Origin of the sequence: Flavobacterium myungsuense, from assembly GCF_042677265.1 — a bacterium.
Classification (GTDB): Bacteria; Bacteroidota; Bacteroidia; order Flavobacteriales; family Flavobacteriaceae; genus Flavobacterium; species Flavobacterium myungsuense.
Genome location: NZ_JBHTIZ010000024.1, coordinates 30761 through 44899, shown reverse-complemented (window position 1 = coordinate 44899; position 14139 = coordinate 30761). Strand labels below are relative to the sequence as shown.

The window sequence follows — 14139 nt, the reverse complement described above, 5'->3', positions numbered from 1 at the left end:
TTAGATTTTACTGATTCTTAAGTTCATCTGCTTTATCTAACATAATTTGTGTGGTTAAATCTCTTATTTCTTCTTTGAGATAAGCTCCTTGGTATAATTTAGAGGCCTTTTTAAATTCCCCTTTCTTTTCATACATTAGTGCTAAGTAGAAATCGCTCAACATGGATTTTGGGTAATCTCTTTTGGCCAAATCTGATAAATCTTTAAATTCATCATAAGTTTTATTTTTTAAAATAGCAGCTTCAATTGCCCTATAATCGTTAATTCGGATAGGCATATTAATACTCAAAGTTTTTTTAATATTTTCATATTTATTAACCAAGTAATCAACATGACCATCAGGAAGTTTTACAATAACTTCTAAAAATTCTTTTATTGAAATTGGACTATACGTGTAAAAGAAAGAACTTAAGGCTTTAGGAATGGATATTGAAACCATAGAATAATGGTTTTCGCCTTTAAAATTATTAAATTTATAGTTTAATTTTGAATTTGAAACAGTACTGACTACACTATCTAGTTCTCTAATATTGGTTTGCATTTTTTTTATGTCACCATCAGCCGTTGATAAGTAATAAAAAATAGGTTTTTGAATAACAGCAAGTCTTTTCGGGATTTCATTTATCATTCCTTTAGCAAGAATGGGACTCATAGAAATGTAACCATCAAATAATGGTACATCTTTATAAAGATAAAAATTTAAGAAACCAGCCGTGGTGTCATGACCCGCAATAATTTTAAAAGGAGCAAGTCGATATTTTTCTTGAATATAGGGAATTAATTCCTGCCCAATAAACTCAAAAAAAGCACTTCCTTGATCAATAGGGAGGCCAGTATTTTCTCCGTAAGTACTGTCGGATTCTCGTTCATTATTTTTATTTTGACTAATTCCAACAGTAATGGTCTCTGGCAAATCATCCCAATAAGCACCGTATCTCAATGCGCCAAGGAAAGGGTCAAACAAATAATCGCCGTCGAGTATAATAACTAATGGATATTTTTTCTCTGGGTTTTTATCGTAATTTTTAGGCAATCCTATAGTAATTTCTCTTTCTCCGTTTAGTTTCAAAGAAGGGTACATTATTTTAGTTACTTGACCGAAATTACTGGCAGAATAAATCAGAAAGAGGAGTAAAAATAATTTTCTCATACTTTATAGAATGGTCTATTTTTATGACTTAAAAATGATTAGCAAGATAATAAAAAAATTCATTTTATTTTATGTTAATAAAAAAAACGAATCATGTTACGTTTTTTTTTAATTAGTTACTACTACTCGGCCTTTTTTTCTTCTGTAGGTTGTTCGATAATTGGTTCCGTTTGTTCGACAATTTTAGCATCTTTACTAGGGATTAAGCTTTTTAATTCTTCTGATTTATCAAACATCATGTTTTTTGTTAAGCTTCCAATTTCGTCTTTTTGAAAAGCGTTTATATAAGCTTTAGCAGCTTTTTTTAAATCGTCTGTTTTTTCATACATCATTGCTAAATGATAATCACTAAGCATTGTTTTTGGATAGTTTTTTTTGGCTAATTCTGATAAAGTTTGAAACTCGGCATAGGCTTTGTTTTTAAGAATTGCCGCTTCAATGGCTTTAAAATCATTGATGCGTATAGGCATTTTTATATTTAATGTTTTTTCTAATGCATCGTATTTATTGCTTAAATAGTCTACGTATCCTGACTGTAGCACAACTATTTTATCTAAAAATTCTGAACTTGAAATAGGTTTATAAGCATCAAAAATTTGATAGAGCGCATTTGGGATAGATTTTAAAACTAAAGAATAATGATTGGATTCTTTAAAATCATCAAATTTGTAATTTAAGTTTGGTTTTTTGATGGCTTTAGCTAATTGGTCTAAATCTCTAATTTTTTTTTGTTCTTTTTTTATATCTCCATCTGATGTAGATTGATAATAAAAAATTTGTTGTTCAAGAAATGCTAGCCGTTCAGGAATTTGTTCTGCCATACCTGACTTTAGTTCTGGGCTTAATGAAATATAAGCATTAAAAAGGGGTTGGTCTTTATAAAGATAAGAATTTAGAAAACCGGCTGTAATATCATGACCGGCAATAATTCTGAAAGAAGAAGTTCTATATTTTTTTTGAATGTATGGAATTAATTCTAAACCAATAAATTCGTAAAATTTCTCGCCTTTATCAATGGGCAGCCCATTAGCGTTATCAGTAGCGCAATCTAATTCACGTTCATTGTTTTTGTTTTGACTGATGCCAACTATAATAACTTCTGGCAAGTCATCCCAATACGCACCATAATTTAGCGCTCCTTGAAACGGGTCAAATAAATAATCACCATCGAGTAAAATCAATAAAGGATATTTTTTTTCTGGAGTTTTATCGTAATAAAGTGGGAGTCCAATAGTAATTTCTCTTTCTTCATTAAGTTTTGAAGAGGCAATCATTTCTGTGGTTTTTTGAGATAGAACCTTAGAGGCAGTAATGAAAATGAGAAATAAAAATATTTTTTTCATTTAGTTAGTAGTATTTCTTTGTAATAAAATTAAAATAGTTTACTAATGTAAACAATTATTTATTTCTATTTAAAATTGGTAAAAATAAAAATGATAAAAGACCAAGTATTAAAACCAAAAGCATTTGAGAACTCCATACAATCCAGCCAAAAGCATTTCCTGCAGTTTCAGGAATAGAATAAAAAAGTAAAATTTTAGAGATTAAAAAGGGATATGATCCTAAACCACTGTTTGTAAAAGATATTGCTACACTTCCAACAACAAAAGCAGTCATAATTGCGCCAATAGATAGATTACTGGTTTGCGGAATTACAAAAAGAGTAATATAGAATGTAAACAAATAAGAGAACCAGATAAATGAAGTATGAAAAAAATAAGACCATTTCTTTTTAATATGAAGAATACTTACAAAACCTTCTTTTAAACCAGAAACTTTTTCTTTTAATTTTAGAACCCATTTTTTCTTCGAGTATATATAAGTTCGTAATAAAACAACGAAAAATAAAACAACGAGTACAATTAAAAACAATAATTTTTTTAGTGGAATTTTATCAATTATAAATGTTTTTACAATGTCAAACTGCAAAAAAACAGCTACAATTACAAAGAAAAGCAAAACAATCATGTCTATAATTCTTTCTGCAACTATAGACCCAAAACCTTTGTCAAACGGTACATTTTCATATTTTTTTAAGATAACTGCTCTTGAAATTTCACCTGATTTCGGAACAGTTAAATTTAGTAAATATCCAATGTTTACAGCTATAAAATTATTGTAAAATGAGGTTGAGTACCCCATATGCTCTAGTGCAAACTTCCATCTATAAGCTCTCGAGGCATTACCTAAAAAAGCCATAACCAAGCCAATATATATATAGGAATAATCAGCATTTTTAAAATAGCCTTTTATTTCAAGAATTTGTTCGGCTGTAAACTTTTCGTAGGTATAGATAATTAAGAAAATGCCTAATAAAACAGGAAGTAAAATGGAGAGCCATTTGCTAATATGTTTTTTCAATCGAGTTGTATTTTTTCTATAGTTCAAAAAGCAGAAAACGCTTGCTTCCAAAAATTATTGGAGCAAAAGTAATTAATTTAATGAAATGGTATCAATCAATCTTACATTGTTCACATATACAGCAATGAAAGCTCTATAATTTGTGTTCTTATTTTTCCTTTTGCAAGGCAATAAAAATGTTTCATCGGCAATTTCAAAATATTCTAATTTTAGGTTAGGAACAGTTTTAAATTGTTTTTCAACCCAATTGGATATAGATAAAACACTTTCAGTTTTAAATTTTATTTTTACTTCTTTAATGGTTTTGTAAATTAAGGCCGCTTCATTTTTTTCATCTGAACTTAGTCGTTCGTTTCTAGAACTCATAGCGAGTCCGTTTGGTTCTCTAAAAACAGGACAGATAATAATATTTACAGGAATACGGAATGTTTTAACTAACTTTTTTATAATTAACAATTGCTGAAAATCTTTTTCTCCAAAATAGGCGTTTGTTGGTTTTACAATTTCAAATAAGCGCTTAACAACAGTTCCAACCCCGTCAAAATGTCCTGGTCTGAACTGACCTTCCATTAGTTTTTCTAAGCCATCAAAATTAAAATGTTCTGTAATGGTTTTTCCCTCATAAATATCATCAACTGTTGGAGCATAAATGATTACTTTACATGATATAGATTTAATCTTATCAATATCCTTTTCTAATGTTCTTGGATAGTTTGACAAATCGTTCGGGTTATTAAATTGCGTCGGATTTACAAATACACTAACAACTGTTATCTCGTTATTAAGTAAAGATTCCTTTATTAAGGAAAGGTGACCCAGATGTAAGGCTCCCATAGTAGGCACAAAACCAAGAGAGGCTTTATCACTTACTATTGTAGATAAATAGGTTAACAAATGAAGCTTTTTGTCGAAAATTAACATGTGTTTATTTTTGAAATAGGTGCAAACTTAAGTTTTTAGTTATTAACTGCATAAATTTTTGTAAATTTGCACTGTTTTTATTGACAATAAGTAAAGTAAATTACAATATGGAGGAAAAGAGGATATTATACGTATCATCTGAAGTGGTGCCCTATCTAGCGGAAAATGAAGTATCTTTAATGTCATATGACGTTCCTAAAATGATCAACGATCAAGGAGGGCAAATTAGAATTTTCATGCCAAGATATGGAAATATTAATGAAAGAAGACATCAATTGCATGAGGTAATTCGATTGTCTGGAATGAATTTAGTGGTAAATGATTTAGATTTGCCACTCATCATCAAAGTTGCATCTATACCTAAAGAGCGTATTCAGGTTTACTTCATAGATAACGAAGAGTATTTCAAAAGAAAAGCAACTTTTACCGATGAAGACGGGGTTTTATATTCAGATAACGACGAAAGAGCCATATTTTTCGCAAAAGGTGTTGTAGAAACCGTAAAAAAACTCAATTGGGTTCCTGATATTATTCATGTGCACGGATGGATGGCCGCCATGTTGCCCATATATATGAAGCATTTTTATAAAGACGAAGCATTGTTTGCACATACTAAAATTATAACATCTGTTTATAGTCAGTCTTTTGATGGTACTTTAGATGTTGAAATGATAAATAAAGTAAATTTTGATAATGTTCCTTTAGAAGCGATTGCACATTTAAAATTGCCAAACTATGAGAATGTATTAAAAGCTTCTATACTTCATTCTGACGCGCTAATCGTTGCATCAGACAATTTATCTTCAAGTTTAACACAATTTATAGAATCCTCAGGTAAACCTTTTTTACCTTTCACTCCAAAAGATAAATTTGCTGAAGCGTATACTAATTTTTACAAAAATACGCTACTATAATTCAATAATTTAAAGTCAAGCATGAATACTACTCCATTAAAAAAATACATTCTATTTACTTTAACAATCATTCTATTTGCTGCTTGTGATCAAGATTTTAACGGAATTGGAACAGATATTATTGGCGATGATAATTTTGAAATAACTAAAATAGAGCCAAGCGTAGTAGCTTTCAATCAAAATATAGGGCCAGTACAATCCAATAATCTGCCAATTAACGCTTTAGGGATTTATAACAATACTGCTTTTGGAGAAACTACTGCAAATTTTGCTACTCAAGTAGTTTTACAAACTGTAAATCCAACTATAGACACTGCTTTAAAACCAGTAATCGAAAGTGTTATTTTATACATTCCTTATTTTACAGACGCTACAAAAACTACTACTAGTACTGACGGAGATAGTACCTACACCCTAGATTCTATTTACGGACCTAAAGACGCAAAAATTAAATTAGGAGTATACGAATCAGGATATTATATGAGAGATTTTGACCCTGCAACTCAAGACGGTCAAGTTTATTATTCTAACCAAAATGGTCTTTTTGATAACGTAAAAGGCCAGCGATTAAACAATGGTGAGGCGGCTCAAAATGATGAATTTGTTTTTAGTGATGCCGAATACAAAGAAGAGACCAAAGATTCAGATGGAAAAGTAACTTCTACAGTTAGAACAGCCCCAGGAATGCGACTAAATCTTGATATCAACTATTTTAAATCCAAAATATTGGAAGCCCCATCAGGAAAATTGGCAACGAATGATGTTTTTAAAAATTATTTTAGAGGATTGTATTTCAAAGTAGAAAAATCAGGAACTTACTCGCAGTTAGCGTTAATCAATTTTAGCAAAGGAACTATAACTATAAAATATAAAGAAAACAAATCACTTACCGAAACAGATGAAAAAGATAGAGTTTCAAAATCTATTGTGCTCAACTTAACTGGAAATTCAGTAAATTTATTTCAAAATAATTATTTACCAATTTATTCTGACGGAATAGCATCGCCAAATAGTACTATTGGAGATGAAAAATTATTCCTAAAAGGAGGCGAAGGTTCAATGGCGGTGATTGATATTTTTAAAGATAATGAGCTAGATTTGTTGAGAAAAAGTAAATATCTTATCAATGATGCCAGTTTAACATTTACTATTGATGCCGCTGCAATGAAAAATGATAACGAACCCAATAGAATCTATTTATATGATTTAAATAATAAAAGACAATTGTTAGACTATTCTCTAGACGCTTCTATTGGTAAAACTTCAAAATTAAATAAAACGGTTCACGGCGGAATAATTGAAGAAGTAGAAAAAAAAGGAACTAGATATAAGATAAGATTGACAAATCATATCAGGAATTTAATAAGTAATGATACTGTAACTAATGTAAAATTGGGACTAGTAGTTACAGAAAACATAAACGATGTAAGTATTAAAAAACTGGCTACACCAATTAGTATTAATGGCGTAGGCATTAAACAAATACCAACATCTTCAGTCATAAATCCTTTAGGAATAGTTTTATTTGGAAATAATATTCCTCGTGGAGACAAGGATTATGAAAAAAGATTGAAATTTGAAATTTATTATACAAAACCTAATTAATTAAAAATTATGTGCGGAATAGTAGGATACATAGGACATAGAGAAGCTTACCCAATTATTATAAAAGGGTTGAAAAGATTAGAATATAGAGGATACGATAGTGCAGGATTGATCTTGTATGATGGTAACGATTTAAAACTTTCTAAAACGAAAGGTAAAGTTTCAGATTTAGAAGAAATTTCAAAAGAAATTACTACTAACGGAACTATCGGAATGGGACATACGCGTTGGGCCACTCACGGAGTGCCTAATGATGTAAACTCTCATCCGCATTTATCCAATTCAGGTAATTTAGCTATAATTCATAACGGAATTATAGAAAATTACGAGCCGTTAAAAAAAGAATTAATCAAAAGAGGATATATTTTTCATTCAGATACTGATACTGAAGTTTTAGTAAATTTAATTGAAGAAGTTCAAAAGAAGGAAAAATTAAAATTAGGAAAAGCTGTTCAAGTAGCCTTAAACCAAGTAGTAGGAGCTTATGCTATTTGCGTATTTGACAAACAAAATCCAGATGAAATTGTTGTGGCTCGTTTAGGAAGTCCATTAGCGATTGGAGTTGGAGAAAACGAATATTTTATTGCTTCTGACGCATCTCCTTTCATAGAATATACTTCAAATGCCATTTATTTAGAAGATGAGGAGATGGCAATTGTTAGAATGCACAAACCATTAAAAATTAGAAAAATTAAAGACGATAGCCTTGTAGATCCCTATATTCAAGAATTGCAAATGAATTTGGAGCAAATAGAAAAAGGAGGTTATGATCATTTTATGCTTAAGGAGATTTACGAACAACCGAACGTAATAAAAGATACTTACAGAGGAAGATTGCATGCCAATAAAGGGCTAATTCAAATGGCAGGTATCGAAGATAATTTAGAAAAATTTCTAAATGCTGATAGAATTCTTATAGTTGCTTGTGGAACATCATGGCATGCTGGTTTAGTAGCTGAGTATATTATTGAAGAGTTTGCAAGAATTCCTGTTGAGGTTGAATATGCATCAGAATTCAGATATAGAAATCCTATCATCAATAAAAACGATGTGGTAATTGCCATTTCACAATCAGGAGAAACTGCCGATACGCTTGCAGCAATTAAATTGTCTAAAGAAAAAGGAGCTTTTGTATTTGGAGTTTGTAATGTAGTCGGGTCATCTATTTCTAGAGAAACTCATGCTGGTGCTTATACACATGCGGGTCCAGAAATTGGTGTTGCCTCAACAAAAGCATTTACCACTCAAATTACAGTTTTAACTATGATTGCTTTGCGTTTAGCGAAAGCCAAAGGAACTCTTTCAAATTCTGATTTTCATAGGTATTTACAGGAATTAGAACTTATCCCAGAAAAAGTTGCCGAAGCATTAACCACCAATGATAAAGCAAAAGAAATTGCCGCGAAATTTAAAGACGCTCCAAATTGCTTGTATTTAGGTAGAGGATATAATTTTCCAGTAGCCTTAGAAGGAGCTTTAAAGCTTAAAGAGATTTCTTATATTCACGCTGAGGGTTATCCAGCTGCAGAAATGAAACACGGTCCAATTGCTTTAATAGACGAACATATGCCAGTAGTTGTTATAGCTCCTAAACAAGGACATTATGATAAAGTGGTGAGTAATATTCAAGAAATTAAATCAAGAAGCGGAAAGATAATTGCAGTGGTTACAAAAGGCGATACTCAAGTTCGGGAATTAGCAGATTATGTAATTGAAATTCCAAATACTTCGGATGCATTATCTCCTTTGTTAACAACAATTCCATTGCAACTCTTATCCTATCATATTGCTGTAATGAGAGGATGTAATGTTGATCAACCAAGAAATTTAGCTAAATCGGTTACGGTTGAATAGTTAAAGTTTTAATATTTTAATAATAACGTCTCGATAATTTGAGGCGTTTTTTTTGCAATAAATTTAAATTTAGCGTCAAATTATAGGTGTGCATAGTATTATTTTTAGGCTTATTCTTAAAATGTTAATAAAAGCTTAAATTTTATTAAAATAATAAATATATAATAAAAAGTAACGATAATTATAAATACAAAAATTAATTGTTACTATTTTTATTAATTTCAAAAATATTTGTACTTTGGCTTAATAAACAAATAAAAATTAAACCAAATGAAAGTGTATTTATTTATTTTGTTATTGTTTTTTTGCGGAATAACGTACTCGCAAACTACAATTACAGGGGTTGTCAAAGACGTCAACAAAAAACCAATTTCCGGAGCCAATATTAAGATTATCGGAGATTCGGCAGGAACAGTTACTAACTTAGATGGTAATTTTGAATTAAAATCATCTAAAAACCCACCTTATGCCATTGAGGTTTCAAGTGTTGGGTATGGTGCAAAAAAAATAGATATTAAATCTAACAATCAAAAAGTAAGTGTAACTCTTGTAGATGAAGAAACTTTATTAAATGAAATTGTAGTTTCAGCTTCTAGAACACCGGAACGAGTTAGAGAGTCTGCTGTTACTATAGAACGAATGACTGCAAAAGACATCAAGAAAACTGCTTCTCCAACCTTTTATGATGGTTTGGAAAACTTAAAAGAAGTACATATGAATACAAGTAGTATGTCTTTTAAGTCTATAAATACAAGAGGTTTTGCAACAGTTTCCAATACCAGATTTTTACAATTAGTTGATGGCATGGATAATTCTTCTCCATTATTAAACTTTGTTTTAGGGAATCTTATAGGTGTTTCTGAAATTGATGTAGCTAATGTAGAGCTTTTACCAGGAGCTTCATCTGCTCTTTATGGCGCAAATGCATTCAATGGAATATTGTTTATGAACAGTCAAAGCCCATTTACAAATCAAGGAATAACGGCCTATGCAAAATTTGGACAAACGAGTCAAAAAGCAGCAGGGAATAATGATTATTATGACTACGGAATTCGAGTGGCTCATGCTTTTTCTAAACATTTTGCTGCTAAAGCCAACTTTAGTTTTATGAAAGGAACAGATTGGTTTGCTACAGATTACAGAGATAAAGATTTGGATAATAACGTCGGTTTAGACAGAAGCTTTCATAATTATAATGGAATAAATGTTTATGGAGACGAAGCTACAACCAACTTAAACGGAGTTGCAAAAGGATTATTAGATGCAGGAAGAATTACTCAAAGTCAATTTAATTCATTTAATCAAATTTTACCTAACTATAATATTAGTAGAACAGGCTATAACGAAACCGATTTAACAGATAATGTTGTTAAAAATGCTAAAGCAGATATGTCACTACATATTAGACCATGGGCAAATGATTTTGAAATTATTTTACAAAGTAAGTTCGGCACAGGAAATACGGTGTATCAAGGAGCAAATAGATATTACTTGAATAACTTTTTTATGCAACAACATAAATTGGAGGTAAAAGGTAAAAATTTCTTTGTTAGAGGGTATACGACTACTGAAGATGGCGGAAGATCATACGACATGACTTTTACAGCATTAAACGTAAATAGAAAATGGAAAGATGATAATACTTGGTTTGGACAGTACGCTTTAGCATATGTTCAATCCACTTTAGCAGGACAAACTCCTCAACAAGCTCATGCTATTGCTAGAGGATATTCAGATAATAATATTGTTCCAGCAGGGATAGCCTTGCCTGCTGCGACAGGAAGCGCAAGATTTTTACCTGGAACCCCTGAATTTAAAAAAGCATTTAATGAAGTTATCGCAAATCCGGATGTGCTTACAGGATCAAGATTACAAGATAATTCCAGAATTTGGCATTCTGATGCCAATTATAACTTTAAAGATGTGTTTAAACCAGCTGAAATTCAGGTGGGAGGATCGTTTCGTTTGTATGAATTAAATTCAGGAGGAAGAATATATACAGATGCTAATGGTCAAATAGATTATAGAGAATTCGGAGCTTATACTCAAGTTCAGAAAAAATTAATGGAAGATAGATTAAAATTGACAGGATCGGTACGTTATGATAAATCTCAAAATTTTGACGGGAATTTTTCTCCAAGAGTTTCTGCAGCCTATTCTGCAGGCGAGAATAAAAACCACAATTTTAGAGGTTCATTTCAAACTGGTTTTAGAAACCCAACAACACAAGATCAATACATTGGGTTTAATGTAGGAAGTGCGGTACTTATAGGTTCAGCACCAGACAATTTAACGAGATATACCGAAATTAGAGGCGGTGGCGGTGCTAATGGCTCTATATCAGCAACGGGACAAGCGATTCTTTCTGCTATAAACGGGAGACCTACCTCAACAGTTACATTAAATGGAGAAAATGCTTATTTTAATTCGTATACAGCAGCTTCTGCTAGAGATTTTGCAAACTTTGCTAGAGCAAATCCAACAAATTTACAAGGTGCAGCGGCATTGCTTAGAAAAACAAATGCAGATTATGTAAAACCAGAAACGGTTAAAGCATTTGATTTGGGATACAGAGGTCAAATTAAAGATTTTGCATTTGATATTAATGGATATTACAACATATACAATGATTTCTTAGGGAATTTAAATGTAATTGCACCCTATTATGGAACAGCTGCAGATAACATAACATTAACTGGTGCTGGCAATCCAAACCCTGCAGTTTCTACTGAACAATCTGTAATTGCAATTGCTAACGGAGATACACGAGTATTTCAATTGTATACCAATACAACTTTAGAAATTAAATCATTAGGTTTTGGACTAGGAGTTTCTAAAAAAATCATTAAAAATTTTGAAATTAGTGCTAATTATAATTATGCTGAATTTCAATTTGATCAATCTAAAGACAAAGATTTCGAAGCTGCGTTCAATACTCCAAAGCATAGAGTAAAAGCATCTATAGGGAATGAAAAATTATTTAAAAATTTTGGGTTTAATCTAAGTGCAAGATGGAATAGTGAATATTTATGGCAATCTAATTTTGCTGACGGAATGATAGAAGCTGCTACAGTTGTAGATGCTCAAATAAATTATAGTATTCCAAAATTAAAATCGATACTTAAAATAGGTGCATCAAACCTTGGAGGACAAGAATACCAACAAGTATTAGGAGCAGGTCTAATAGGGCAACAGTATTTTGCTTCTTGGACAATTACACCTTGATTGTATTAAATAAACATAAAAATTAATATCATGATAAAAAATATAAAATGGTTACTATTGGTTTCATTAACCTTCGTAGCATGTAATAATGACGACGAAACTATTGTTTCAAATTCATCTGACGGGGCGCCCTTAACTTCAGGAACTGCCGACTTTTCTAAATATGTTGCTTTAGGAAATTCATTAACAGCAGGATTTAGCGATGGAGCACTATTTATTGAAGGTCAAAAGGGCTCATACACCAATATTTTAGCACAACAATTTGCTCAAGTTGGCGGAGGTGAATTTAAAATTCCATTTATGGCCGATAATGTTGGAGGACTATTATTTGGAGGTGCGCCAAATCCATCATTTGGACCAAGATTGTTTTTTGATGGATGCGGTCCAGTACCTGTTACAGGCTCTTCAACTACAGAAACGTTTGCGCCTAATTCAGGCGGAATATTCAATAATATGGGTGTTCCTGGAGCAAAGAGCTTTCATTTAATTTTTAATGGTTATGGTAATCCAGCTGGTTTGGGGACTGTTCCTGCAACAGCAAATCCATATTATGTTAGGATAGCTTCAAACCCTAATAAATCAGTTCTTGAGGATGCAATGGCACAATCACCAACATTTTTCTCTTTATGGATAGGAAATAATGATGTATTAGGATATGCTTTAGCGGGCGGTGATCCAACTATAGATGCAATTACACCTACAGCAACCTTTGATTTTGCTTATTCTACCTTGGTTAACACTTTAACTTCAAATGGGGCAAAGGGAGTAATTGCAAATATCCCATATGTTACAAGCATTCCTCAATTTACTACAATTTCTGTAAAACCTGTAAATCCTAATTCTTATTTTAAAGATACTGATGAGCCAAATTGTAGTGTTACTTATCCTATTTCTGCGGGAGATATTGCAACAATAAATGCAATCAATTCAAGTCTTATGTCAGCTTTAAGCTCTATATTACCAGATAGATTTAGTTTGTTGTCAACAACAGCAAATAATCCATTAATAATTCAAGATGAATCATTAGAAGATAAAGGTGCTACAATAGTTTTTGCCGCAACAAATAGCGGAAATCCTACACTTGTTGCATTAGCAAACTATTTAGGTGCAACTTATGGTAAAGCGCGTCAATCCAATACAGGCGATTTAATTCCGCTTACAACAAGAGGAGTTATAGGAACTCAAAACACTAATCTTCCTGCACCTATATTGCAAGCAGGTCTTGGAGCGTACGGCATTACATTCCCGTTACCAGACCGACACGTTTTGGTACCGAGTGAGATTGCTGAGTTAAAAACAGCTACCGATGCCTATAATTCTACTATTAAATCATTGGCAGATTCAAAAGGTTTGGCTTTTGTAGATGCTAATTCAGTATTAAATGAAGTTGCTACAAAAGGTGTTTCGGCAAATGGCTTTACTTTAAGGTCTACATACGTAACAGGCGGAGCCTTTTCATTAGACGGAGTTCATCCTGGCCCAAGAGGATATGCGTTAATAGCAAATGAATTCATAAAATCCATTAATGCAAAATACGGTTCGAATTTAAAAGGAGTTGATTTAGGAAATTATAGAATATTATTTCCTGCTAATCCACAAGCTTTTTAAAATTAATATATTTCTTTATTTAAAACCATCACATTTTATGTGGTGGTTTTTTTTTTAATTAAAAGGTCTAATTTACTTGATATTTTTAGATTTCATAAATAATTTAAATATTCTTTCTATCAAAGAAACATAGATAAAGCTACTAAACAGGAGAAAAATCAACATTCATAATGTAAAATTTGTGATGTCTTAAGTCTCATTAATCTATTATCAAGACATTGGTTTGAACCTCTTTTCAAGTTTGTTAAACAAATAAAAACTTCTCTTTAACATAAAAACAGGTAGCAATATCTTATACAATAAAAAAAGCATTACAATAATCACTTGAAGATAAGCAAAATTTTAGCACTAATGATTTATGGTGGGAATAAAATAATAAAAGATAAAGTAATAAATATAGTCTAACCTTCAAGCTGTATCAATCAAAAGAAATATCAAAAAAATAAAAGCAAAATTTATAACCAGATCCTTATTTGGTATATAGAAACGATTTACATGTTA

General features: G+C 31.3%; 9 protein-coding genes. 5 read left to right on the top strand and 4 right to left on the bottom strand.

Annotation, left to right across the window (positions count from 1 at the left end; translation table 11 throughout):
- Positions 1-7: 7 nt before the first annotated feature.
- The 4 genes from ACFQ0S_RS09435 to panC all read right to left on the bottom strand — a co-directional run bounded on the left by ACFQ0S_RS09435 (position 8) and on the right by panC (position 4432).
- Positions 8-1150, bottom strand: a complete 1143-nt coding sequence (locus ACFQ0S_RS09435; RefSeq protein WP_379758544.1) for an alpha/beta hydrolase — start codon at positions 1148-1150, stop codon at positions 8-10.
- Between the two features lie 122 nt (positions 1151-1272).
- A complete protein-coding gene (locus ACFQ0S_RS09430) occupies positions 1273-2493 on the bottom strand; it encodes an alpha/beta hydrolase (protein WP_379758541.1) in 1221 nt (406 codons plus the stop codon).
- A gap of 55 nt (positions 2494-2548) precedes the next feature.
- Positions 2549-3511: a lysylphosphatidylglycerol synthase transmembrane domain-containing protein gene (locus ACFQ0S_RS09425; protein WP_379758539.1), complete on the bottom strand. Its 963-nt coding sequence runs from the start codon at positions 3509-3511 to the stop codon at positions 2549-2551.
- Positions 3512-3583: 72 nt separating this feature from the next.
- Positions 3584-4432, bottom strand: coding sequence for a pantoate--beta-alanine ligase (gene panC, locus ACFQ0S_RS09420; RefSeq protein WP_379758536.1), 849 nt, complete (start codon positions 4430-4432; stop codon positions 3584-3586).
- A 107-nt stretch (positions 4433-4539) separates the two neighbouring features.
- Between panC and ACFQ0S_RS09415 the strand changes: the two genes are divergently transcribed.
- The 5 genes from ACFQ0S_RS09415 to ACFQ0S_RS09395 all read left to right on the top strand — a co-directional run bounded on the left by ACFQ0S_RS09415 (position 4540) and on the right by ACFQ0S_RS09395 (position 13638).
- On the top strand, positions 4540-5346 hold the full coding sequence (locus ACFQ0S_RS09415; RefSeq protein ID WP_379758533.1) for a glycogen/starch synthase: 807 nt from the start codon (positions 4540-4542) through the stop codon (positions 5344-5346).
- 21 nt (positions 5347-5367) lie between these two features.
- Positions 5368-6951, top strand: a complete 1584-nt coding sequence (locus ACFQ0S_RS09410; RefSeq protein ID WP_379758530.1) for a DUF4270 domain-containing protein — start codon at positions 5368-5370, stop codon at positions 6949-6951.
- A gap of 9 nt (positions 6952-6960) precedes the next feature.
- Positions 6961-8805 (top strand): glutamine--fructose-6-phosphate transaminase (isomerizing), encoded by a 1845-nt coding sequence (glmS, locus tag ACFQ0S_RS09405; RefSeq protein WP_379758527.1) that lies wholly within the window; start codon positions 6961-6963, stop codon positions 8803-8805.
- A 270-nt stretch (positions 8806-9075) separates the two neighbouring features.
- Positions 9076-12030, top strand: coding sequence for a TonB-dependent receptor (locus tag ACFQ0S_RS09400; RefSeq protein ID WP_379758524.1), 2955 nt, complete (start codon positions 9076-9078; stop codon positions 12028-12030).
- Between the two features lie 30 nt (positions 12031-12060).
- A complete protein-coding gene (locus ACFQ0S_RS09395; protein WP_379758521.1) occupies positions 12061-13638 on the top strand; it encodes a G-D-S-L family lipolytic protein in 1578 nt (525 codons plus the stop codon).
- Positions 13639-14139 lie beyond the last annotated feature (501 nt).

Bases quoted from the DNA above. Each gene is read 5' to 3' on its own strand.
- ACFQ0S_RS09435 (WP_379758544.1), bottom strand. From the start codon at position 1,150: ATGAGAAAATTATTTTTACTCCTCTTTCTGATTTATTCTGCCAGTAAT.
- ACFQ0S_RS09395 (WP_379758521.1), top strand. From the start codon at position 12,061: ATGATAAAAAATATAAAATGGTTACTATTGGTTTCATTAACCTTCGTA.
- ACFQ0S_RS09415 (WP_379758533.1), top strand. From the start codon at position 4,540: ATGGAGGAAAAGAGGATATTATACGTATCATCTGAAGTGGTGCCCTAT.
- panC (WP_379758536.1), bottom strand. From the start codon at position 4,432: ATGTTAATTTTCGACAAAAAGCTTCATTTGTTAACCTATTTATCTACA.
- glmS (WP_379758527.1), top strand. From the start codon at position 6,961: ATGTGCGGAATAGTAGGATACATAGGACATAGAGAAGCTTACCCAATT.
- ACFQ0S_RS09430 (WP_379758541.1), bottom strand. From the start codon at position 2,493: ATGAAAAAAATATTTTTATTTCTCATTTTCATTACTGCCTCTAAGGTT.
- ACFQ0S_RS09400 (WP_379758524.1), top strand. From the start codon at position 9,076: ATGAAAGTGTATTTATTTATTTTGTTATTGTTTTTTTGCGGAATAACG.
- ACFQ0S_RS09410 (WP_379758530.1), top strand. From the start codon at position 5,368: ATGAATACTACTCCATTAAAAAAATACATTCTATTTACTTTAACAATC.